We start from the raw sequence: 21,440 nt of genomic DNA on the forward strand, positions 1-21,440 counted from the left end.
AGGCACCTCGGGAACCCCCGAGGTCCTGGAAGCCCACCACCGAGGAGTTGAACCCCCATGTACACCCAGCTGGCCGACTGGCACGGCCCCGGCCCGTGGATCCTGCTGATCCCGCTGGTCTGGATCGCCGTGGTGGTCCTGGTGATCGCGGTGCTGCGCCGCACGGTCTGGCGGCGGCACGGCTGCGGGTTCGGGCCCGGGCTCGGGTCCGGGGCCGTGGCGGAGCATCCGCTGGCCGTCCTGGGCCGTCGCTACGCCGAGGGCGACATCGACGCCGAGGAGTACCGCGCCAAGCGGGCCGTGCTCAGCGAGCCGCCGCGTGGCGACGCCCGGGGAGGTGGCGCCAGGTGACCACCCTGGACGTCGTACGGGGCGCCGCCGCCCGGGTCGCCGACGCCGTGAAGATCTACGGCGTCGGCGGCACCGAGGTCCGGGCGCTGGACCACGTGACGGTGGAGTTCCCGGCCGGGCGGTTCACCGCCATCATGGGCCCGTCCGGTTCGGGCAAGTCCACCCTGATGCACTGCGCGGCCGGGCTGGACACGCTCACCGCCGGAAGCGCCTGGATCGGCGACACCGAGCTCGGCCCGCTCGGCGACCGGCGGCTCACCCTGCTGCGCCGGGAGCGGATCGGCTTCGTGTTCCAGGCCTTCAACCTGGTGCCCACCCTCACCGTCCTGGAGAACATCACCCTCCCGCTCGACCTGGCCGGGGCCGCCCCCGACCGGGCCTGGCTGCAGGCACTGGTCGACGTGGTGGGCCTGGGGGACCGCCTGCGGCACCGCCCGAGCGAGCTCTCCGGCGGCCAGCAGCAGCGGGTCGCCGTGGCCCGGGCGCTCGCCGGGCGGCCGCAGGTGGTCTTCGCCGACGAGCCGACCGGCAACCTCGACTCCCACAGCGGCGGCGAGGTGCTCGGCCTGCTGCGCCGGGCGGTGGACGAGATGGGCCGGGCCGTGGTCATGGTCACCCACGACCCGACGGCCGCGGGCTGGGCCGACGAGGCGCTCTTCCTCGCCGACGGGCGGCTGGTCGACCGGATACGGCAGCCCACCTCCGCCCTCGTGCTGGACCGGATGAAGGACTTCGAACGGGGGCGGGCATGAACACCGTCCCGCTCCGGCTCAGCCTGCGCTCGCTGCGCGCCCACAAGCGGCGGCTGGCCGGCACCCTCCTGTCCATCCTGCTCGGCGTCAGCTTCCTGACCGGCACGATGGTGCTCGGCGACACCCTGCGGGCCAACTTCGACACCCTCTTCGCCGACGCCAACGCCGGCACCGACGTCGTGGTCCGCAGCGCCGACGTGCTGGACGCGGCGGGCACGGCCGGCGGGGTGCGGGCGCCGGTGGCGGCCGCCCTCGCCGACCGGCTGCGCACGGTGCCCGGAGTGACGGCCGCCGAGCCGTCCGTCCAGGGCGCCGGCCAGCTCATCGGGAGCAACGGCAAGCCCATCGGCGGCCAGGGCCCGCCCACCCTGGCGGGCAACTGGCTGGCGGACGGCCGGCTCAACCCGTACCGGCTGGCCGAGGGCCGGGCGCCGGCCGCCCCGGGCGAGGTCGTGGTGAACCTGGGCGCGGCGAAGGCGGGCGGGCTGCACCTCGGCTCCACCACCGTGCTGCGCACCCCGGATCCGGTGCCGGTCACCGTCGTCGGCATCGCCACCTTCGGGGCGGCCGCGGACGGCATGGGGCCGAGCACCTTCACCGCGATGACCTTCGCGGACGCCGAGCGGTACCTCACGCCCAAGGGCGAGGGGCAGGCCAGCTCGATCCAGGTCCGCGCGGCGGGCGGGGTCTCCCAGCGGGAGCTGGTCGACCGGATCACCCCGCAACTGCCCGCCGGCGTCCAGGCGATCACCGGCGCGGCGGCCACCCAGGAGTCCACCCAGCTGCTGTCCGGGCGGTTCCTGACCATGTTCACCACGCTGCTGCTGGTCTTCGCCGGGATCGCGCTGCTGGTGGCGACGTTCACGATCCACAACACCTTCGCGATCGTGGTCGCCCAGCGGACCAGGGAGAACGCGCTGCTGCGGGCACTCGGCGCGGTGCGCGGCCAGGTGCTCGGGGCGACTTTGGCGGAGGCGCTGGCGGTCGGCCTGCTGGCCTCGCTCGGCGGGCTGCTAGGCGGGATCGGCGTGGCCGCCGGGCTCAAGGCGCTCTTCTCCGCGCTGGGCTTCGCGCTGCCGACCGGCGGCATGGTGATCAGTACGGCCGCCGTCCTGCTGCCGCTGCTGGTCGGCACGCTGGTCGCGGTGGGCTCCGCGCTGCTGCCGGCCGTCCGGGCCGGGCGGACGGCCCCGCTGGCGGCCCTGCGGGACACCGGAGTCGACCGGGCGGCGCAGGGGCGCTCGGGAGCCGTCCGGGTGGTGCTGGGCGGCCTGCTGCCGGCCGGGGGCGTACCGGTGGCCGTCCTCGGTGCGACCGACGGACCGTCCGTGCTGCTGACGGCGGTCGGGGCACTCGCGGTGCTGGCCGGCACGGTGGTGCTCGGCCCGGTCGCCGCGGCGTTCGCGGTACGGACGCTGGGGGCGCCGCTGCCCAGGCTGCGCGGGGTCTCCGGGGTGCTCGCCCGGCGCAACGCGGCCCGCAATCCGCGCCGGACGGCGGCCACCGCGAGCGCGCTGATGATCGGTGTCGCGGTGGTCACGCTGTTCACCGTCTTCGGGGCCTCGATCAAGGCCACCCTGGACGACACCGTGAGCAAGTCCTTCGCCGGCGATCTCGCCGTCACCACCGCCTCGTTCGGGGCCGGCGGCAGCGGGATCAGCCCCAAGGTGGCGGACGCCCTGGCGGCCCTGCCCGAGGTGTGGCAGACGGTCGGGCTCGGCCGGGGCGTGGCCCGGATCGACGGGCACGGTCGGACGCTGGACGTCACCGATCCCGCCCGGCTGTCCGGCATCGTCGACCTCGGCCGGGTGGACGGCTCTCTGGCCGCGCTCGGCACGGACGGGCTGGCGGTCTCCCGCAGCGAGGCGCAACAGCACGGCTGGCGGCTCGGACAGACCGTCACCGTGGGGTTCACCGACGGCGCGAGCGGCCCGTTCACCATCCGCGCCCTGTACGAGGGCGGCAGCCTGGCCGGCGACTACCTGATGACCCGGCAGGCCTGGGCCCCGCACCGGGGGCAGGACGCGGACACCATGGTCGCGGTCGGGCTGCGCGACGGCGTCCCGGCCGCCGAGGGCAAGGCGGCGGTGGAACGGGCACTGGTCCCGTACGGCAGTCCGCAGGTGCAGGACCGCGCCGAGTACGCGAAGAGCGCGGCCTCCGGCGTCGACACGATGCTCTCGGTGGTCTACGCGCTGCTGGCGCTGGCGGTGCTGATCGCCCTCCTGGGCATCGCCAACACCCTGACGCTGGCGGTGCACGAGCGGACCAGGGAGCTGGGGCTGCTGCGGGCGGTCGGCCAGACCAGAGCTCAGCTGAGCGGCATGGTGCGCTGGGAGTCGGTGCTGGTGGCGGCCTTCGGGACGGTCGGCGGGCTGGGGCTCGGAGCCTTCCTCGGCTGGGCCCTGGTGCGGGCCTCGGACAGCGCGGGAACGGGATCGTTCGCGATACCGCCGCTGCAGCTGGCCGTGGTCCTGGCGGCCGGGCTATCGGCGGGCGCGGTGGCCGGACTCCGACCGGCGGGCCGGGCGGCGCGGCTGGACGTCCTGCGGGCGATAGCGACGGAGTAGGAGGTGGTGGACCGGACGGCGACAGAGCGGGCCGGGGCAGGGCGGGCCGAGGCGGAACAGGACGCGGTCGAACGGGATGTGGCGGCCCGGCAGGTGAAGGTGTGGCGGAGCCGGGCCGCCGGAGGGCGGATCAGGAGGTGCGGGTGGACGGCAAGCTCAGACCGCCGACTGCGGGAAGACCTCGCGCAGCAGCGGGTCCGGCAGTCCGCGCTTGCGCCACTCGCGCGGATAGCCGAGCGAGACCTCCGTGAACGGGACGCCGTCGTAGGTGGTCCGGCGCGGGATGTGGAGGTGACCGTAGATCATCGCCGCAGTGTTGTACCGGGTGTGCCAGTCGGCGGTCAGCTCGGTCCCGCACCACTGGGCGAACTCGGGATACCAGAGGATCTCGGTGGGCTGGCGGACCAGCGGGTAGTGGTTGACGAAGACGAGCGGGACGTCCGGGTCGCACTCCGCCAGCCGCTTCTCGGTCAGCCGGACGCGCTCCCGGCACCAGGAGTCACGGTCCGGGAACGGGTCCGGGTAGAGCATCCGCTCGTCCGCGCAGACGATGCCGCTCTCGTAGGCGGCCGCCAGGGAGGCCTCCTTGGTGGTCGTGCCCGGGGCACGGAAGGTGTAGTCGTAGAGGAGGAAGAGCGGGACGATGCGGACCGGTCCGCCGGGGCCCTCCCAGACCGGGTACGGGTCCTCCGGGGTCACCACGCCGAGCCGGCGGCAGCGCTCCACCAGGTGCTCGTAGCGGGCCACCCCGCGCAGCTGCACCGGGTCCTCGGGGTGGGTCCACAGCTCGTGGTTGCCGGGCACCCACACCACCCGGGCGAAGCGTTCGGCGAGCAGGCCGAGGGCCCACTCGATGCTGGTGGTGAGCTCGGCGACGTCACCGGCGACGAGCAGCCAGTCGCCGGGGTGGGAGGGCTGGAGCTTCTCCACCAGGTCGCGGTTCTCCTGGTAGGAGATGTGCAGATCGCTCACGGCGAGCAGCCGTCCACCCGTCGGGGTGGGCCGTTCCGGCTGTGCGTCGCTGCGGTTCTCCGTAGTCACTCCTGCCCCCTGAGGTCGCCCGGCCGATGGGCCCACCCTACGTGGCGGGCCGGGCGGGCGGGGCGGGTTGACGGGATCAGTCGTTCGAAACCGGTCGGACGGGATGCCAGGAACGGAAGGGAGGCGGTTCAGGAGCCGATGTCGATGAGCACCCCGTGGGAGGTGGCGGTGGTGACGGCGAGGATCACCAGCGAGGCGATGCCGAGGGACAGGCCGAGGAGGGCGCGGCCGCGTCGGCTGGTGCCGCGGACCAGCGCCAGGGTGCCCAGGGTGATGGCGATCGGTCCGAGGACGATGTTGAACAGCAGGAGTCCGGGCAGGCCGAGGAGGAAGGAGGCGACGGCCAGGCCGTCGGCCTCGGCGGTTCCCTGACGGGCGGTCTTCTGTGCCGCGGTTTCCTCTGCCGCGGTTCCCTCTGCCGTGGTCTCCGGTGCGTTAGCCTGCTGCCCGTTGGTCCGCAGGCGGCTGACGCCCTGGCGGCCGAGGGCGGGACGGTCGGCGGTGGGACGGTCGGTGACGGTGCTCATGGTGGTGCGGGTCCTCTCTGTGGAGTGGCCGCGGGTGCGGTCGGCGGGGCGGCCGGGTCAGCGGTGCCGGAGGCGGGAGATGCCCTCGCGGGCGCCGAAGGCGAGCAGCCAGGCGGTGATGCCGGCGGAGGCGGCGAGGAAGACCGGGAGCGAGGTGTGGGCGGCGGTGCCGATCAGGATGCCCATGGCGACCAGGGCGGAGAACAGGATCACGGCTGACTCCTTCGGTTGCGGCTGGGACTGCGCCGATTTCGGTTGACAAGTGTTCACTGACTTCGGTCCCACTGTACGCCGACTGGCCAAGTTCAGCAAACGAATGTTTACTGAATGGCGTGAGTCACACCGTTGGGGCCAGACAGGCCCAGAAGCAGCAGAGCCGCCGGGCCCTGCTCGACGCCGGGCTGCACCTGTTGGCCGATCAGAACCTGGCGAGCCTGGGCGTCCGCGAGGTCACCCGGGAGGCGGGGCTCTCCCCGGCCGCCTTCTACCGGCACTTCCCCGACCTCGCCGCCCTCGGGGTGGCGCTGGTCGAGGAGTCGCTGGCCAGCCTGCACGTCATGATCCGCTCCGTGCTCGCCGAGGCCGGCGACGCCGAGGAGCTGATCGACCGTGCGGTGGACGTGATCGAACGGCACGTCCGGGAGAACCGGGGGCACGTCCGCTTCCTGGCGCGCGAGCGGCACGGTGGGGTGCGGCAGGTGCGCGAGGCGATCGACGCCGAACTCGGCCGCTTCGCCGCCGAGGTGGGAGCCGCCCTGGCGCTGCAACCGGTGTCGCGGGGGTGGAGCGAGCAGGACCTGCGGATGCTCGCCGAGCTGTACGTCGACCACATGGTCTCCACGGCCGCCGCCTTCCTGGAGGCGCTGGAGGCGGACCCGGCCCGGGGTCGGCGGATCGCCGCCACCGCGCGCCTCCAGCTGCGCCTGATCAGTCGCGGCCGGGAGTACTGGCAGGCCGGTTGACCGTACCGGCAGGGGAGTTGACGGCCCTGCGACGGCCGCCCGAGCCGCTCCCCCGGGCGGCGCCCGGGGCCGCAGGTCGCGCGCCGAGCCAGATGCAGGGGTCGCACGCCCCGAGCCGCAGGCCGCGCCGCCGCGCCGCCCCGAGCCGCAGGCCGCGCCGCCGCGCCGCCCCGAGCCGCAGGCCGCGCCGCCGCGCCGCCCCGAGCCGCAGGCCGCGCCGCCGCGCCGCCCCGAGCCGCAGGCCGCGCTCCGCGCCGCCGTGCTCCGCGCCGCCGCGGACCCCGAGCCGGGCGTCGGCGGTAACCGGCCAATGCGGCTTGAGCGGTTCTTGGTATCGCCTTGACTCTTGACAGTGGGTCATGTCCGCGACAGCTTTGGTGGACCCCCACCCGTGGACCCCCCACACCGAGAGGTCTCTCATGAAGAAGCCGCTCATAGGCACGGTCGCGACGCTCCTGGTGGCCGGGGCCACCGCCCTCGTCGGAGCCGTCCCGGCCCAGGCCGCAGCCCCCGCGACCAAGCCGGTCGCCGAGCCCGTTGCCGCCGTCAACTTCGCCGGGACGGTCGCACTCAGCAACTGCTCCGGCTCGCTGGTGCGGATGCCCGGCTCGGCCGCGAGCGACCCGGCCCTCGTGCTCTCCAACGGCCACTGCCTGGAGACCGGCATGCCCGGCCCGGGCGAGGTGGTCCTCAACCGGACCTCCAGCCGGTCCTTCACCCTGCTCAACGGGAGCGGCAGCGGCGTCGGAACCCTGCGCGCCACCAAGATCGTCTACGGCGCGATGACCGACACCGACGTGTCGATCTACCAGCTGAACACCACCTACGCCTCGATCCAGTCCCGGTACGGGATCGCCCCGTTGACCATCGCCGCCACCCACCCGGTCCAGGGCGCCTCGATCCGGGTCGTCTCCGGCTACTGGAAGAAGATCTACTCCTGCTCGGTCGACGGCTTCGCCTACCGGTTGAAGGAAGCCGACTGGACCTTCAAGGACTCGGTCCGCTACACGTCCACCTGCAACGTGATCGGCGGCACCTCCGGCTCGCCGGTGGTCGACGCCTCGACCGGCCAGGTGGTCGCCGTCAACAACACGATCAACGAGAACGGCGAGCGCTGCACCATGGACAACCCGTGCGAGGTTGACCAGAACGGCGCGGTGACGGTCCGCCAGGGCATCGGCTACGCCCAGGAGACCTACGGGATCCCGGCCTGCTTCGCCGCCGGCAACCGCTTCGACCTCACCCTCCCCGGGTGCACCCTGCCCCGCCCGTAAGACGGCCAGGGCACCCCGAGCGGCCAGGGCAACCCCACTGACCAGCACTTTTTCCCCGATGGGCCATCCGCGAACAGCGGGTGGCCCATTCGGCCGTCCATCGGTCGGCCGCCGCACCACCCACGCCGCCCGGCCGTTCCGGCAGGCGGCAGTCATACCAGTTGAACAGATGGAGAGTTGATGACCACCACCGTGAGAAGGCTGCTGGCTTCCGCCCTGCTGATACCGCTGCTCGCGATCGGCGGCCTGGCGAGTCCGGCGTCCGCCGCCGACGGCCAGAGCGCCCAGGGGGGCCAGGACGCGCAGAGCGAGGCGTCCCGCCACGGCCGCAGCCCCGCCGACGACCCGACCGCCGACATCAAGGACCGCCTGGCGGCGATCCCCGGGGTGACCATCACCGAGGAGAAGCCGACCACCACCGGTCACCGCTACTTCCTCGCCACCTACACCCAGCCGATCGACCACTTCCGGCCCTGGCTGGGCACCTTCCAGCAGCGCTTCAGCCTGCTGCACCGCGGCTACGACCGCCCGACCGTCTTCTACACCAACGGCTACACCCTGGGCACCAACCCGTCCCGCACCGAGCCGACCCGGCTGGTGGACGGCAACCAGGTGTCCATCGAGTACCGGTTCTTCACCCCCTCCCGCCCGGAGCCGGCGGACTGGTCGAAGGCCGGCATCCGCCAGGGCGCCGCGGACTCGCACCGGCTGGTGACCGCGCTCAAGCGGATCTACCAGGAGGAGTGGCTGTCCACCGGCGCCAGCAAGGGCGGCATGTCCTCCACCTACTTCCGCCGCTTCTACCCGGACGACGTGTCCGGCACGATCGCCTACGTCGCGCCGAACAACACCAACGTCAACGACTCCGAGCCCTACAGCGAGTTCTTCCGCACCGTCGGCACCCCCGAGTGCCGGGCCAGGCTGAACGCCGCCCAGCGTGAGCTGCTGGTGCGCCGCGACCGCCTGGAGGCCCGCTACGTCGCCGACAACCAGGCGGCCGGTTCCACCTTCAAGACCCTCGGCACCCCGGACCGTGCGTACGAGGCCGGCGTGCTGGACGTGGTCTGGGCGTTCTGGCAGTACAGCCTGGAGGCCGACTGCGCCAAGGTCCCGGTGGCCGCCACCGCGACCGACGACGAGCTGTACGCCTGGTTCGACGCGCAGTCCGGCATCACCGGCAACAGCGACCAGTCGCTGGCGAAGTACACCGCGTACTACTACCAGGCCGCCACCGAGCTGGGCGCGCCGTTCTTCGACGTGTCGCACCTCGACGGCGTGCTGCACTACGACTACAAGGAGCTCTATTCGGTCCGCACCTTCGTGCCGAAGGAGATCCCGACCGTCTTCAACCGGAACGCGATGCCCGACATCGACCGCTGGGTGAAGCGCGAGGGCGAGCGGATCATGTACGTCTACGGCGGCAACGACCCGTGGGGCGCCAAGCCGTTCCGCCTCGGCCGGGGCAGCGAGGACAGCTACGTCTACACCGTGCCCGGCGGCAACCACGGCTCCAAGATCGAGCAGCTGCCCGCCGCCCAGTCGGCGCAGGCCGTCGCCAAGGTGCTGGAGTGGGCCGGTCTGAGCGACCCGAACGCCGCCCGCTCGCTCACCAAGTCGCCGCAGGCGGGCGCCGAGTTCGGCCCGCTGGACGTCGAGGGCCGGCGCCTGGAGCAGGAGCGCCGCCCGCTGTAGCGCTCGCGCGGCAGGGCCGCGGCACGGAGCAATGAGGAGGAGGTCGCCCCGCGTTCCCGGGGCGGCCTCCTCGCGCGTTCCGCGAGTGCCGTCCGACCGGGCCCGTCCACCCCCTCCCCGAAGCAGTGAATCAGTGCTTCAATGCTTCCATGGCCTACCGACGCACCCCCGCCGTACAAGCCCGCCTGGACGCCCAGCGTGAAGCGGTCCTCCAGTCGGCGGTCGGCCTGCTCGCCGAGCGCGGCTACGGCGGCTGCACGATGGCCGCCGTAGCGGACCGCGCCGGGATCGCCACCGGCAGCCTCTACCAGCACTTCTCCGGCAAGGCCGACCTGTCGGTGCAGCTGTTCCGCCGGGTGGTCACCCACGAGATCGACGCGGTCAACGCGGCGGTGGCCGTCCGGGACACCCCGCAGCGGCGGATCGCCGCCGTGGTCGAGACCTTCGCCGCCCGCGCCCTGCGCGCGCCCCGGCTGGCGTACGCGCTGCTGGTCGAGCCGGCCGACGCGGTCGTGGACGAGGAGCGCCTGGTGTTCCGGCGGGCGTTCCGGGACGTCATCGCCACCGAGATCGCCGCCGCCGTGGCGAGCGGCGAACTGCCCGAGCAGGACCCGGTACTGACCGCCGCCGCCCTGGTCGGAGCGGTCGGCGAGGCCCTGGCCGGCCCACTGGCCGCCGCTCCGGTCACACCGGCCGCACCGGCCGCACGGACCACACCGGCCACGACGCTCGAAGCCGATCCCGAACGGCGCGACAGCAGCCCCAGCGACAACCCAACGAGCGACAGCAGCCCCGGCGACAGCCCCCCGAGCGACAGCACCCCCAGCGACAACCCGCCGAGCGACACCACCACGGTGGTCCCCGCCCTGGTCTCCTTCACCCTGCGTGCCCTGGGAGGACGCGATGACAGCGACGCATGAGGTCACCAACCAGGTGCCCCTGCCGTACGGACACGACACCGCCGCCGACCCCACCCTGCTCGCCGCCCTCCAGCGGGCCGGCGCCGGCTGGGCCGAGCCCGAGCTGCGCGAGCTGGGCCGGCTGGCCGGTTCCGAGCAGGCCGCCGAGTGGGGCCGGCTGGCCAACGAGAACCCGCCGGTGCTGCGCACCCACGACCGCTTCGGCCACCGGATCGACGAGGTCGAGTTCCACCCGTCCTGGCACGAGCTGATGCGCACCGCCGTCTCGTACGGCCTGCACGCCGCGCCCTGGCGCGACGAGCGCCCCGGGGCCCACGCCGCCCGCGCCGCCAGGTTCTTCGTCTGGGGCCAGGTCGAGGCCGGCCACACCTGCCCGGTTTCGATGACCTACGCCGCCGTCCCGGCCCTGCGCGCCAACCCCGCGCTGGCCGCCGAGCTGGAGCCGCTGCTGGCCGCCCGGGAGTACGACTTCGGGCTGCGCGAGCCGCGCACCAAGCGCGGGCTGATCGCCGGCATGTCGATGACCGAGAAGCAGGGCGGCTCGGACGTCCGCACCAACACCACCACCGCCGCTCCGCAGTCGGACGGCACCTACCGGCTCACCGGCCACAAGTGGTTCACCTCGGCGCCGATGTCCGACCTCTTCCTGACGCTGGCCCAGGCGCCGGGCGGCCTCAGCTGCTTCGCGCTGCCGAGGGTCCTGCCGGACGGCAGCCGCAACCGCCTGCAGCTGATGCGGCTGAAGGACAAGCTCGGCAACAAGTCCAACGCCTCCGCCGAGCTGGAGTACGACGGCGCGGTCGGCTGGCTGGTCGGCGAGGAGGGCCGGGGCGTCCCGACCATCATCGAGATGGTCAACATGACCCGCCTGGACTGCACCGTCGGCGCGGCCTCCGGCATGCGCTACGGTGCCACCCGCGCGGTCCACCACGCCCTGCACCGGCGGGCGTTCGGCAGGGCGCTGGTCGACCAGCCGCTGATGCGCAACGTGCTCGCGGACCTGGTGGTGGAGTCCGAGGCGGCCACGATCGTCGCCATGCGGCTCGCCCAGGCCACCGACCGGGCCCTCGCCGGGGACGGGACCGAGGCGCTGGTCCGGCGGCTGGGCCTGGCGGTGGCCAAGTACTGGGTGTGCAAGCGCGGTCCGGCGCACTCCGCCGAGGCGCTGGAGTGCCTGGGTGGCAACGGCTACGTGGAGGAGTCCGGGATGCCCCGGCTCTACCGGGAGGCGCCGCTGGTGTCGATCTGGGAGGGCTCCGGCAACGTCGCCGCCCTGGACGCGCTGCGCGCCATGGCCAAGCGCCCGGAGACCGTCGAGGCCTTCCTCGGCGAACTCGACGCCGCCGCGGGCGCGGACCGCCGGCTGGACGCGGCCGTCGCCGCACTGCGCAAGGAGCTGACCGACCCGGGGGACCTGGAGTACCGCACCCGCCGACTGGTCGAGTCGATGGCGCTGGCCTTCCAGGGCTCGCTGCTGGTCCGGTACGGCAGCCCGGCGGTGGCCGACGCCTTCTGCGCGAGCCGGCTGGGCGGCGACCACGGCGGGGCCTTCGGCACCCTGCCGGCCGGGGTCGACACCGGGGCCGTCATCGACCGCGCCCGCCCGGTGATCGCGTGAGCGGTCAGGAGGCCGACGGCGTACGGAGGTTCTGGCGGTCGCTCGGCCTGCCCGGGCTGATCGACGTGCACACCCACTTCATGCCGAAGAACGTCCTCGACAAGGTGTGGGCGTACTTCGACGCGGCCGGCCCGCTGGTGAACCGCCCCTGGCCGATCACCTACCGCGAGGCCGAGGAGCAACGGGTCCGGCGACTGCGGGACTTCGGCGTCCGGGCGTTCACGTCGATGCTCTACCCGCACAAGCCGGGCATGGCCGGCTGGCTGAACGCCTGGGCCGCCGACTTCGCCGCCCGCACCCCCGAGTGCCTGCACACCGCGACCTTCTTCCCCGAGCCCGAGGCGCCGGGCTACGTGGCCCGGGCCATCGAGGACGGCGCCCGGGTGTTCAAGGCGCACCTCCAGGTCGGCGGTTACGACCCGGCGGACCCGCTGCTGGACGGGGTGTGGGGGCTGCTCGCCGAGACCGGCACCCCGGTGGTCACCCACTGCGGGTCCGGGCCGGTGCCGGGCAAGTTCACCGGCCCCGGCCCGATCGGCGCGGTGCTGGAGCGGCACCCCGGCCTGGTCCTGGTGGTCGCCCACCTCGGGATGCCCGAGTACCGCGACTTCCTCGACCTGGCCGAGCGCCACCCGGCCGTCCGGCTGGACACCACCATCGCGTTCACCGACTTCGCCGAGGCCGACGCCCCGTTCCCGCAGGAGGAACTGCCGCGCCTGCGCGGGCTCCGGGACCGTGTCCTGCTCGGGAGCGACTTCCCCAACATCCCCTACCGGTACGTCCACCAGCTGGAGGCGCTGGCCGGGCTGGGGCTGGGGGAGGAGTGGCTGCGGGCGGTCTGCCACGACAACGCGGCCGCCCTGTTCGGACTCCCCGCCCCGGTGGTCGGCTGACCGTCCGCGGTCTCTGCGGCACCTGCGGTCTCGGCGGCACCCGCGGCACCCGCGGCGCCGCCGACCACGGGTGCGGCACCAGGCCGGTCCGCCGGATGCCCGGCGGACCGGACCGGGCGTTACCTGCGGGGTAATCGACGCCCGCCGCCCCACCGGGCAGGGTGGAGCCACCCGGTGAGGCCGCCACGGCCCCGGGCTCCCACCCCCGACAGGAGGCGATCCGCCATGTCCGCCCACGCGAACACCCTCACGCCCGCCCGGCCCGGTTCCGCCTTCTCGCCGTGGACGGTGCGCGGCACGCTCGTCCTGGACGCGCTGGTCACCGGCGGCAACGGCCTGGCCTACCTGGCCTTCTCCGGCCCGCTCGGCGAGCTGCTCGGCGCCGGCCGCGCCACCCTGGTCGACATCGGGCTCTTCCTCCTCGGGTACGCGTTCGCGGTGGGCGCGCTCGCCGCCCGGCGGCAGCCGCCGGTGTTCGGGGTGCGGGCGGTGGTCGACCTCAACCTGGCCTGGGTGGTGCTCAGCCTGGTCGCGATGGAGCTGTGGCTGGAGCCGACCACCGCCGGGCTCGTCTGGATCCCGCTGCAGGCCGGGACGGTGGCCCTGTTCGCCGTCCTCCAGATCACCGCCCTGCGGCGAGAGGCCCGGACGCGGGACTGAGGAGCGGGGCTGAGGCGCAGGACCGAGGAGCGGGACTGAGGCGCGGGGCTGAGGCGCGGGGCTGAGTGCCGGGCGCAGACCGAGCCCCGGGCTACCGCTCCGGCCCGACCACCGCCTGCAGGAACCGCACCGTCTCCGCGTCGGCCGGTAGGAAGGTCTCCATGGCCAGCTCGGAGACGGTGACGTCCAGCGGCGTGTTGAAGGTCGCGATGGTGGAGAGGAAGGAGAGCACCCGCCCCTCGTACCGGATCCGCATCGGCAGCGCGAACGGGAAGTCGTCGGCGCCGGGCCCTTCCTCGGCCGGCCCGTCGCCCTGGTCTCCGGCCGGCTCGGGGTAGCCGCGGACCTCCTCGTACAGCCGGCGCAGCGGCTCGGCGCGGACCAGCTCCAGCTGCCGTTCCATCCGCTCCAGCAGGTGCTGCCGCCACTGCCGGAGGTTGACGATGCGCGGTGCCAGCCCGTCCGGGTGCAGGGTGACCCGGATCGCGTTGAACGGCGGCTCCAGCAGGTGCGGGGCGACGCCGTCCATCAGCAGCCCGAGCGAGCGGTTGGCCGCCAGCACCCGGAAGGACCCGTCGACCACGACCGCCGGGTACGGGTCGTGGGCGGCCAGCAGCCGTTCCAGCCCCGCGCGCAGCGCGGCCATCGACGGGTCGTCCAGCGGTGTCTCGGGGTAGTGCGGGGCGTAACCGGCCGCCAGTAGCAGGGTGTTGCGCTCGCGCACCGGCACGTCCAGCTGCTCGGCGAGCCGCAGCACCAGCTCCCGGCTGGGCCGGGAGCGGCCGTTCTCGACGAAGCTGAGGTGGCGGGTCGAGGAGTCCGCCCGCAGCGCCAGTTCCAGCTGGCTGAGTTGCCGTCGTTCCCGCCAGCCCCGCAGCAGCGGGCCGACACCGGTTCCCGTCGGGCTGCCCATGCCCGCCATGATCGTCATGGCCCAGGACGGTACTCGAACGAGCCCGGTCGACGGGAGGGGGCGACGGGGACCAGCGGGGATCCGCGGTGACCCGCGGCGGTGGTCAGCGGGGATCCGGAGAGCGGGGTCAGACGCCGGTGCTCGACCCCGGGCGGACGACCATGAGCACCACGACCACGGCCCACAGCAGGTTGAACACCCCGGCGGTCATCGGCAGCGTCTTCAGGCCGCTGACGGCCTTGGCGTGCTGCTCGTCCGACGGGTCGAGTTCGAGCGCGTCCACGGCGGCCTGCTGGCCGGGCAGCACGAAGAGCAGCAGCGCGAGCGCGGCGACCGCGGTCAGCACCATCGAGACGATCACCCAGGACTGCCCGAGCACGTCCATCACCTGGGCCAGGCCGATGCCCAGCACCGGCACCGCGACCCCGAGCAGCGCGTAGACCTGGGTGATCCGGTGCAGCACCCGCAGCACACCGGCGTCGGAGGCCCGGTCCGGACCGCCGGCCAGCGCGGCCTTCGCCCGGCGGGGGAACATGCTGACGGCCACCGCGACCGGGCCTATGAACAGGACCGACACGAGGACGTGCAGGCTCAGCAGCAACTTGGCCATGGCGGGGGCACCCTCTTGAATCCGGTGGGCAGCTGGTCGTGGGCACGCGCGTTCGACGTGCCCACGACCAGGCACGCTAACACCGCTTATCCACCGGCCCACCGCGGGTGGGCGCCGGGGACCGCCCCCGGCCCCGGGTGCTCAGCCCGCCGCGGTGAGCTCCACGATCCGGGCCGGGGCGGTGCTGACGGCCGCGACGGCGGCGGCGTGCTCCGGGTCGGCCCAGTCGAGCAGGTGCAGGTCCTCCCACCGGCTGCGCAGCGGCGCGCCCGGCGGGACGGACAGCGGCAACCCGGAGAGGTCGACCCCGCCGAGGGTGTCCAGGCTGGCCCGGCCGATCTTGATCAGCGACTCCTTGCGCACCCAGAGCCGCAGGAACGCCTGCTCCGGCTCCGCGTCGGCCTCGACGAGGGCCAGCTCCGCCGGGGCGAGCACCCGACGGGCGACCGAGCGCAGCGAGCCGCCCCGGGCGGACAGCTCGACGTCCACCCCGACCGGCTGGAACCCGGCACCGGCGGCGACCACGCCCCGGGTGTGCGACAGGCTCACGTGCACCCCGGGGTGGTCCGGCAGGTAGGGCTTGCCGTGGTCGGCGAGCCCGCAGTCCGGGCACTGCTGGGCGAGGACGAGGCCGGCCACCGGAACGCCGAGCAGCCGGGCGGCGCAGAGCCGGACCAGCAGGTGCCCGGCGGTGAAGTCGATCCGCCCGGACTCGTGCCGGAAGCGCGCGGCGCGCTCCCGTTCCAGGTCGGTCAGCAGGTGTTCGCCCGCCTCGGGGTGCCGCAGTACGGCGTCGGCGGACGCGACGGCGACGAGCGGCGCGCTCTGTTCCTGGGCCTCGGTGGTCATGCGTCCAACCTAGGGCCTGCCGCCAAACTCCCGCTTGCCCGGGCGATCGCTGCTCCGTACGGATGAATTTCAGCTCCGAACTGAGGATCTGTAAGGTGTGAATAGTCCGATTTAAGGTTTGATATCCCGGATCTGCTGGATCGCCGGCAGATGGCACGGAACGCGGCAGTCCGTCCGGGCCTGCTCCTTTCTCACGCACGGAGGAATTGTCGATGGGTCAGGTCACCGGTTCGTCGGATCACAGAACCGCCGCCGCGAGGACCCCGGCCGCGCCCGGGCGCCGGGCCGGCCGGGTCGCCGTGGCGACCGCCGTCGCCGCGCTGCCGCTGGCCGCGGTGCTGACGACCGGTTCGGCCGCTCCGCTGGCCCCGCCGCCGGGTGCCTGCTCCGGGTCCGACTGCCCCAGTGCCTGGCCGCCGCCGCACAACGGCGACTTCCCCGGCCGGGACGCCGCCGTCAACGTCTTCACCGGCGGCGACTACACCGTGAACGGCCGGGCTGCGGAGGCCGAGGGCAAGATCGTCACGCTGGGGAAGCTGACCGTCGACAAGAACGGCGGCGGCGTCTACAACATGGGCGTCGTCGGCGTCGGCTCTCGCGTGGTGCCGCCGAACGGCAGCGACTTCGTGACCACCGGCGGCGACGTCGACGTCAGGACCGGCAACAGCGTCCTGATCGGCGGCAGCGACTCGCACGGCCCGGCGTTCGGCAACCTGCGCCACGCCGGCCCGGTCACCGGCACCGTGAGCATCGACCCGACGGGCGAGTCGATCCAGGACCCGGACGCCGTCGTGCCCTACCGGTCGGTGCCGGCCCGGATCCAGGAGGTCTCCGACTGCGTCGGCCGGGCCGCCGCGACCGGCACCGTCGCGGTCACCGCCAACGAGGCGACCTTCACCGGGGACGGGACCAGCATGAGGCAGGTCTTCAACGTCACCCGGAGCCTCGCGTCGCCGACCGGTGGGCAGATCGGCCTGGTCTTCGACGGCATCCCGGCCGGCGCCACCGTCGTGGTGAACATGCTCGGGGACAGCCCGGTCATCAACACCTACACCGGTACCGGTCTGGCGGGCGACCGGACCACCGAGCTGCGCTCCAAGCTGGTGTACAACTTCCCGACCGCGAGCTCGGCGCGGATCCTCGGCAGCGCCCAGTTCCAGGGCTCGGTCATGGCCGGCAATCCGAGCGGCACCACGACGATCGCCCAGCCGGGCATGAACGGCCGGGTGTACCTCGCGGGCAACCTGATCCACACCGGCACCGGCGGCTACGAGATCCACAGCTACCCGTTCGACGGCGACCTGCCGGACTGCGCCGTGACGCCCAGCCCGTCGCCGACCTCGCCGACGCCGTCCCCCTCCCCGACGTCGCCGGGTCCGACGTTCCCATCGCCGACGGCCCCGTCATCGACCTCGCCGGGCCCGACCTCGCCGGGCCCGACCTCGCCGGGCCCGACGCCCACCTCGTCCGCGCCGACCTCGCCGTCGGCGACCGCGACGACGTCGAGTGCGGCCCCGACCAGCCACCGCCCGACCGGGGATCCGACCAGCCCCCACCCCGGTGGCGGCGGTGAGCTGCCCTCCACCGGCGCGGGCAACGCCTCGGTGGTCCTCGGCCTGGCGGGCGTCGGCCTGCTCGGCCTCGGCGGTCTGGCCGTGCTGGCCGCCCGCCGTCGCGGTCGCCACAGCTGACGGACCGTACGGCGGAGGCGCCGAGGCACTGAACAGCCGAACAGTCGAGCAGCTGAACGGTCGAGCAGCCGAACAGCGGCGCAGGCCGCCCGGGTCGAACCGACCGGGTGGCCTGCGCCGCTTCCGCTTCCATCCGCGCCGCCGCCCCGTTCCCCGGCTCCGGCCGGCTACCGCTCGCCCGGGTAGTGGGCGAGGCCCGAGCCGAGCAGCCCGAAGGCGCGGTCCACCGCCGCCTCCACCCGGGTCCGCACCGTCTCGGCGGGCTCCCCGGCCACCACGGCCCGCCGGACCTCGCCGAGGACGGCCCGGTGCGCCCCCGCGACGGCTCCGGCCACGATCCGGGGGAGGGGGTCCTCCGGTGCGGCCCCCGACTCCTCGGCCAGGGCGGCCGCGAGCGCCGCCTCGGCCCGTTCGCCGAGCTCCAGCAGCCGGGCCCGCAGGGCGGCGCTGTCCTCGACGATCCGCCAGAACGCCGCCATCCCCGGGTCCAGCCCGACCGTCGGCTCCGCGTTCGCGAAGGCGGTCAGCAGGTCGTCCCGGACGGCGTCCACGGCCGTGCTGCCCGCCGGGCGGTGCCGGACCACGGCGGCCAGGTGGGCGACCACCTCCTCCTGCCGGTCGAAGAAGAGGTCCTCCTTGGTCGGGAAGTAGTTGAAGACCGTGTTCGGCGAGACCCCGGCGGCCCGGGCCACCTCGACCACCGTGACCCGGTCGAACCCGCGCTCGGCGAACAGGCCCATGGCGGTGTCGGACAGCAGCTCCCGGGTCTGCTGCTTCTTGAGTTCGCGAAGTCCCATGGCCGGATTCTATCCGTAGATCGTGGTGTCACTCCAAACTTGCAGTGACACCAAAAATATCGGCTACGGTGGCGGCATGACCTTCACCTTCGGCATCTACCCCGGCGGGGCGGCCGGTGACGACACCGGTGTGATCACGCCCGCCCGCCCCGACGACCCGGCCCGGATCACCGCCGCCCTGCGCCTGCTCCAGGGCGGCGCGGCGGAGTTCCTGGTCCGCGCCTACCGCTCGTACCCGGGCGGCGAGCACACCCCGGAGCGGCCCGAGCGGTACGCCGTCGAGGGCCGCCGGCTCGACCTGGTGGTCCAGTACCGGGAGCGCGGCGGGGAGTTGGCGGGCTGGCTGGACTTCGTCCGGCGGACGGTCCGGACCGAGGGGCACCGCCTCGCCCTGCTGCAGATCTGCGAGGAGCCCAACCTCGACCTCCCGCCCGTGGACGGCAGCATCCCCAACGTCCGCCGGGCGCTGGTCGAGGGCGTGGTCGCGGCCAAGGAGGAGGCGCTGGCCCACGGGTTCGACCGGCTGGCCGTCGGCTTCAACGCGGTGCCCTCCTTCGACCCCGCGGACACCTTCTGGCCCGAGCTCGGCCGGCTCGCCGACGAGCGCTTCCACCGGGCCCTGGACTACGTCGGCCTGGACTTCTTCCCGGACGTCTTCCGCCCCGTCCCGCCCGGTCGACTCGCCGACGCGGTACGGGCGGTGCTCACCGGGTTCCGCCGGGACACGTTGCCGCGGGCCGGGATCGGGCCCGGCGTCCCGCTGCGGATCTGCGAGAACGGCTGGCCCACCGGCCCCGGGCGCAGCGAGGCGCGGCAGGCCGAGGTGGTGGCGGAGGTGGTCCGGACGGTCGCCGGGCTCGCCGCCGAACTCAACGTCGCCGGCTACGCGTTCTTCGCCCTGCGCGACGCGGACAGCGCGGGCGCCGGACCGTTCCCGCACTTCGGCCTGCTGCGCGACGACTACACGCCCAAGCCGGCCTTCGCGGTCTACCGCGCGCTGGTCGAGGAGCTGACGAACTGACGCCCCGCGCAGGCCGGTTCCGCTCGAAGGAGGAGCGCGCCACCGGTGCCCGGGGGCCGGGGCGCGTCCCGCGGATCCCTGCCGGGTGCACGGCAGGGATCCACCGGGCGCGCCCTACGTCACCTCGCCCCGGCGGGAGAAGCGCTCCGCCCGCCACTCACCGGTCTCCAGCACCTCGGCCAACTGCCGGGCGGCGTCCCAGACCTCGGTGTACGAGAGGTAGAGCGGCGTGAAGCCGAAGCGCATCAGGTCCGGCGCCCGGAAGTCGCCGATCACCCCGCGTTCGATCAGCGCCTGCACCACCGGGTAGCCGTCGGCGTGCCGCAGCGCGACCTGGCTGCCGCGCCGGGCGTGCTCGCGCGGGGTCACCACCTCGATGCCGTCCAGCCGCTCGGTCAGCGAGACGAACAGGTCGGTCAGCGCCAGGCTCTTCGCCCGGACCGCCGCCAGGTCGACCCGCTCCCAGACGTCCAGCGAGGCGCCGAGGGCGGCCTGGCCGAGCAGCGAGGGCGAGCTGGTCAGGAACCGGCCGATGCCCGGCTTCGGGTCGTACCCGGGCTCGAAGGCGAACGGCCGGGCGTGGCCGAACCAGCCGCTCAGCGGCTGGAGCGGGCCGGCCGCCAGGTGCCGCTCGGCGACGTACAGGAAGGCCGGTGAGCCGGGGCCGCCGTTCAGGTACTTGTAGGTGCAGCCGACCGCGAAGTCCGCGCCCGCGGCGTCGAGTTGGATCGGCAGCGCGCCCACCGAGTGGCACACGTCCCAGATCATCAGGGCGCCCGCGGCCCGGACCCGGGCGGTGATGCCGGGCACGTCCAGCAGCTCGCCGGTGCGGTAGTCCACGTGCGAGAGGACGACCGCGGCGACGTCCCCGTCCAGGTGGCGGTCCAGCTCCTCGGGGCGGATCAGCGTGCTGCGCGCGCCCTCGACCAGGCCGGTCACGCCCTCGGCGATGTACAGGTCGGTCGGGAAGGCCTCGGCGTCGCCGAGCACCGTGCGCCGGCCCGGGCGCAGCCGCAGCGCGGCCGACAGCACCTTGAACAGGTTGACCGAGGTGGTGTCGCAGACGACCACCTGCGCCGGACCGGCGCCGATCAGCGGCGCGATCCGCCGCCCCAGCCGGTACGGCTGCTCGAACCAGCCGGCGTCGTTCCAGCTGCGGATCAGCTCCCGGCCCCACTCCTCCTCGACCACCTGGCGCACCCGCTCGGGCGTGCGCACCGGCAGCGCGCCCAGCGAGTTGCCGTCCAGGTAGATCACTCCGTCCGGCAGGGCGAACTCCTTGCGGAACGCCGCCAGCGGGTCGACGGCGTCCAGCGCCTCGCATTCCTCGCGCGTGGTCATGCCCGTCCCTTCCTCGTCATCCGTGTGTCCGGCCCGTCCCGTTCCCGAAGTGCCCGCCACCGCCGTCGCGGCCGTCGCAGCCGCCGTGGCCGTCATGTCCGTCTCCGCCGTCACAGCCCGTCCCGGACCGTCCACAGCTCCGGGAACACGTCCTGCTCGGCCGACTTGCGCAGCCAGGTCAGCCCGCTGGAGCCGCCCGAGCCGGGCTTGCCGCCCATCGTCCGCTTGACCGCCGAGAGGTGCCGCTGACGCCATCGGGTGACCCGCTCGGCCACGTCCAGCAGGGCCTCGGCGAGCGGCTGGAGCGCGGCGAACTCCGGCTCGGTGTAGACCCGCCGCCAGGCCGCCTCGACCTCCGCGGACGGCTGGTACCGCCGCTCGGAGGGGGCCTGCCGGGGGGCGAGGCCGCGGCGCGCCAGCAGGGCCAGCGCCTCGTCGTACAGGCCGGGGGAGCGCAGCGCCTCGGCCAGCTCGGCCTGGGTGCCGGGCATCCCGTCGTACATGTTCAGCAGTGCGGCGTTCTTGTTGCCGAGCAGGAACTCCAGCCGCAGGAAGGCGGAGGACTGGAAGCCGGAGGCCTCGCCGAACAGCGCGCGGAAGGAGTTGAACTCGTGCGGGGTCATGGTGGCCAGCAGGTCCCAGGACTCCACCAGGACGTCCTGCACGTGGGTGCCCCGGCGCAGCGCGGCCAGCGCGGCGGTCAGGTCGTCCTCGCGCAGCGCCTGCCCGGCGAGCGTCCATTCGTGCCGCAGCAGGTCGAACAGCAGCTCCATCACCTGGGTGGTGACGATGAACGACAGCTCGGCGGGCTCCTCGCTGCGCGGGTGCTGCAGGCCGTGCAGTTCGTCCAGGCGCGCGTACTGGGCGTACGGGGTCCCTCGGCCCGGTGCTCCGCCGCGACCGAACGACAGCTTGGGCGTCTCCACCGTGTCGTGCCCCATACCCGATGCCTCCTGAT

21 protein-coding genes are annotated in these 21,440 nt (G+C 73.9%); 12 read left to right on the forward strand and 9 right to left on the reverse strand.

Features of this window, described 5'->3' with window-relative positions; all coding sequences use genetic code 11:
• Positions 1-57 precede the first annotated feature (57 nt).
• The 3 genes from ACFY0X_RS04135 to ACFY0X_RS04145 are packed head-to-tail and all read left to right on the forward strand — an operon-like array spanning position 58 to position 3,673.
• A complete protein-coding gene (locus tag ACFY0X_RS04135; protein ID WP_387748548.1) occupies positions 58-351 on the forward strand; it encodes an SHOCT domain-containing protein in 294 nt (97 codons plus the stop codon).
• Positions 348-1,103, forward strand: a complete 756-nt coding sequence (locus ACFY0X_RS04140; protein ID WP_387748550.1) for an ABC transporter ATP-binding protein — start codon at positions 348-350, stop codon at positions 1,101-1,103. Before ACFY0X_RS04135 ends, ACFY0X_RS04140 begins: the two co-directional genes overlap by 4 nt.
• Positions 1,100-3,673: an ABC transporter permease gene (locus ACFY0X_RS04145; protein ID WP_387748552.1), complete on the forward strand. Its 2,574-nt coding sequence runs from the start codon at positions 1,100-1,102 to the stop codon at positions 3,671-3,673. The genes ACFY0X_RS04140 and ACFY0X_RS04145 overlap by 4 nt, the downstream gene beginning before the upstream one ends.
• A gap of 156 nt (positions 3,674-3,829) precedes the next feature.
• Here ACFY0X_RS04145 and ACFY0X_RS04150 read toward each other — a convergent pair whose 3' ends face one another.
• The 3 genes from ACFY0X_RS04150 to ACFY0X_RS04160 form a co-directional block, all read right to left on the reverse strand.
• Entirely contained in the window at positions 3,830-4,714 is an 885-nt protein-coding gene (locus ACFY0X_RS04150) for a metallophosphoesterase family protein (protein WP_387748554.1), read from the reverse strand.
• A gap of 128 nt (positions 4,715-4,842) precedes the next feature.
• Positions 4,843-5,241, reverse strand: a complete 399-nt coding sequence (locus ACFY0X_RS04155) for a hypothetical protein (RefSeq protein WP_387748556.1) — start codon at positions 5,239-5,241, stop codon at positions 4,843-4,845.
• 57 nt (positions 5,242-5,298) lie between these two features.
• Entirely contained in the window at positions 5,299-5,454 is a 156-nt protein-coding gene (locus ACFY0X_RS04160; RefSeq protein ID WP_387748558.1) for a hypothetical protein, read from the reverse strand.
• A 119-nt stretch (positions 5,455-5,573) separates the two neighbouring features.
• Here ACFY0X_RS04160 and ACFY0X_RS04165 point away from each other — a divergent pair, with 119 nt between their 5' ends.
• The 7 genes from ACFY0X_RS04165 (at position 5,574) to ACFY0X_RS04195 (ending at position 13,260) form a co-directional block, all read left to right on the forward strand.
• Positions 5,574-6,203, forward strand: coding sequence for a TetR family transcriptional regulator (locus tag ACFY0X_RS04165; protein WP_387748560.1), 630 nt, complete (start codon positions 5,574-5,576; stop codon positions 6,201-6,203).
• A gap of 419 nt (positions 6,204-6,622) precedes the next feature.
• Positions 6,623-7,477 (forward strand): serine protease, encoded by an 855-nt coding sequence (locus ACFY0X_RS04170; protein WP_387748562.1) that lies wholly within the window; start codon positions 6,623-6,625, stop codon positions 7,475-7,477.
• A 180-nt stretch (positions 7,478-7,657) separates the two neighbouring features.
• A complete protein-coding gene (locus tag ACFY0X_RS04175; RefSeq protein ID WP_387748564.1) occupies positions 7,658-9,169 on the forward strand; it encodes a S28 family serine protease in 1,512 nt (503 codons plus the stop codon).
• A gap of 149 nt (positions 9,170-9,318) precedes the next feature.
• A complete protein-coding gene (locus tag ACFY0X_RS04180; RefSeq protein WP_387748566.1) occupies positions 9,319-10,089 on the forward strand; it encodes a TetR/AcrR family transcriptional regulator in 771 nt (256 codons plus the stop codon).
• On the forward strand, positions 10,073-11,707 hold the full coding sequence (locus tag ACFY0X_RS04185) for an acyl-CoA dehydrogenase family protein (RefSeq protein WP_387748568.1): 1,635 nt from the start codon (positions 10,073-10,075) through the stop codon (positions 11,705-11,707). The genes ACFY0X_RS04180 and ACFY0X_RS04185 overlap by 17 nt, the downstream gene beginning before the upstream one ends.
• Entirely contained in the window at positions 11,704-12,600 is an 897-nt protein-coding gene (locus ACFY0X_RS04190; RefSeq protein ID WP_387748570.1) for an amidohydrolase family protein, read from the forward strand. The genes ACFY0X_RS04185 and ACFY0X_RS04190 overlap by 4 nt, the downstream gene beginning before the upstream one ends.
• A gap of 225 nt (positions 12,601-12,825) precedes the next feature.
• Complete coding sequence (locus tag ACFY0X_RS04195) at positions 12,826-13,260, forward strand: hypothetical protein (protein ID WP_387748572.1); 435 nt, start codon at positions 12,826-12,828, stop codon at positions 13,258-13,260.
• A 91-nt stretch (positions 13,261-13,351) separates the two neighbouring features.
• Here the strand turns inward: ACFY0X_RS04195 and ACFY0X_RS04200 are convergent, their stop codons facing one another.
• The 3 genes from ACFY0X_RS04200 to ACFY0X_RS04210 form a co-directional block, all read right to left on the reverse strand.
• Positions 13,352-14,182: a helix-turn-helix domain-containing protein gene (locus ACFY0X_RS04200; protein WP_387749272.1), complete on the reverse strand. Its 831-nt coding sequence runs from the start codon at positions 14,180-14,182 to the stop codon at positions 13,352-13,354.
• A gap of 118 nt (positions 14,183-14,300) precedes the next feature.
• Positions 14,301-14,783, reverse strand: a complete 483-nt coding sequence (locus ACFY0X_RS04205; protein ID WP_387748574.1) for a DUF2269 family protein — start codon at positions 14,781-14,783, stop codon at positions 14,301-14,303.
• A gap of 141 nt (positions 14,784-14,924) precedes the next feature.
• The gene (locus ACFY0X_RS04210) at positions 14,925-15,632 is read right to left on the reverse strand and encodes a 4'-phosphopantetheinyl transferase family protein (protein ID WP_387748576.1); all 708 of its coding nucleotides are present in this window, start codon (positions 15,630-15,632) and stop codon (positions 14,925-14,927) included.
• Positions 15,633-15,844: 212 nt separating this feature from the next.
• Here ACFY0X_RS04210 and ACFY0X_RS04215 point away from each other — a divergent pair, with 212 nt between their 5' ends.
• Positions 15,845-17,323 (forward strand): choice-of-anchor A family protein, encoded by a 1,479-nt coding sequence (locus tag ACFY0X_RS04215; RefSeq protein ID WP_387748578.1) that lies wholly within the window; start codon positions 15,845-15,847, stop codon positions 17,321-17,323.
• A gap of 167 nt (positions 17,324-17,490) precedes the next feature.
• On the opposite strand, the gene ACFY0X_RS04220 is transcribed toward ACFY0X_RS04215, so the two are convergent.
• Entirely contained in the window at positions 17,491-18,120 is a 630-nt protein-coding gene (locus ACFY0X_RS04220) for a TetR/AcrR family transcriptional regulator (RefSeq protein WP_387748580.1), read from the reverse strand.
• A gap of 76 nt (positions 18,121-18,196) precedes the next feature.
• Between ACFY0X_RS04220 and ACFY0X_RS04225 the strand changes: the two genes are divergently transcribed.
• On the forward strand, positions 18,197-19,141 hold the full coding sequence (locus ACFY0X_RS04225; protein WP_387748582.1) for a hypothetical protein: 945 nt from the start codon (positions 18,197-18,199) through the stop codon (positions 19,139-19,141).
• 114 nt (positions 19,142-19,255) lie between these two features.
• On the opposite strand, the gene kynU is transcribed toward ACFY0X_RS04225, so the two are convergent.
• Together kynU and ACFY0X_RS04235 are read right to left on the reverse strand one after the other, a co-directional pair.
• Entirely contained in the window at positions 19,256-20,482 is a 1,227-nt protein-coding gene (gene kynU / locus ACFY0X_RS04230) for a kynureninase (protein ID WP_387748584.1), read from the reverse strand.
• A 110-nt stretch (positions 20,483-20,592) separates the two neighbouring features.
• Positions 20,593-21,423 (reverse strand): tryptophan 2,3-dioxygenase, encoded by an 831-nt coding sequence (locus ACFY0X_RS04235; protein ID WP_387748586.1) that lies wholly within the window; start codon positions 21,421-21,423, stop codon positions 20,593-20,595.
• Between the last annotated feature and the right edge of the window lie 17 nt (positions 21,424-21,440).

The organism is Kitasatospora sp. NPDC001547 (genome assembly GCF_042894165.1).
GTDB lineage: Bacteria > Actinomycetota > Actinomycetes > Streptomycetales > Streptomycetaceae > Kitasatospora.

Coding starts and splice junctions, on each gene's coding strand:
- ACFY0X_RS04195 (WP_387748572.1), top strand. CDS start 12,826: ATGTCCGCCCACGCGAACACCCTCACGCCCGCCCGGCCCGGTTCCGCC.
- ACFY0X_RS04215 (WP_387748578.1), top strand. CDS start 15,845: ATGGGTCAGGTCACCGGTTCGTCGGATCACAGAACCGCCGCCGCGAGG.
- ACFY0X_RS04235 (WP_387748586.1), bottom strand. CDS start 21,423: ATGGGGCACGACACGGTGGAGACGCCCAAGCTGTCGTTCGGTCGCGGC.
- ACFY0X_RS04155 (WP_387748556.1), bottom strand. CDS start 5,241: ATGAGCACCGTCACCGACCGTCCCACCGCCGACCGTCCCGCCCTCGGC.
- ACFY0X_RS04170 (WP_387748562.1), top strand. CDS start 6,623: ATGAAGAAGCCGCTCATAGGCACGGTCGCGACGCTCCTGGTGGCCGGG.
- ACFY0X_RS04175 (WP_387748564.1), top strand. CDS start 7,658: ATGACCACCACCGTGAGAAGGCTGCTGGCTTCCGCCCTGCTGATACCG.
- ACFY0X_RS04200 (WP_387749272.1), bottom strand. CDS start 14,182: ATGGCGGGCATGGGCAGCCCGACGGGAACCGGTGTCGGCCCGCTGCTG.
- ACFY0X_RS04225 (WP_387748582.1), top strand. CDS start 18,197: ATGACCTTCACCTTCGGCATCTACCCCGGCGGGGCGGCCGGTGACGAC.
- ACFY0X_RS04180 (WP_387748566.1), top strand. CDS start 9,319: ATGGCCTACCGACGCACCCCCGCCGTACAAGCCCGCCTGGACGCCCAG.
- ACFY0X_RS04145 (WP_387748552.1), top strand. CDS start 1,100: ATGAACACCGTCCCGCTCCGGCTCAGCCTGCGCTCGCTGCGCGCCCAC.
- kynU (WP_387748584.1), bottom strand. CDS start 20,482: ATGACCACGCGCGAGGAATGCGAGGCGCTGGACGCCGTCGACCCGCTG.
- ACFY0X_RS04210 (WP_387748576.1), bottom strand. CDS start 15,632: ATGACCACCGAGGCCCAGGAACAGAGCGCGCCGCTCGTCGCCGTCGCG.
- ACFY0X_RS04135 (WP_387748548.1), top strand. CDS start 58: ATGTACACCCAGCTGGCCGACTGGCACGGCCCCGGCCCGTGGATCCTG.
- ACFY0X_RS04220 (WP_387748580.1), bottom strand. CDS start 18,120: ATGGGACTTCGCGAACTCAAGAAGCAGCAGACCCGGGAGCTGCTGTCC.
- ACFY0X_RS04185 (WP_387748568.1), top strand. CDS start 10,073: ATGACAGCGACGCATGAGGTCACCAACCAGGTGCCCCTGCCGTACGGA.
- ACFY0X_RS04205 (WP_387748574.1), bottom strand. CDS start 14,783: ATGGCCAAGTTGCTGCTGAGCCTGCACGTCCTCGTGTCGGTCCTGTTC.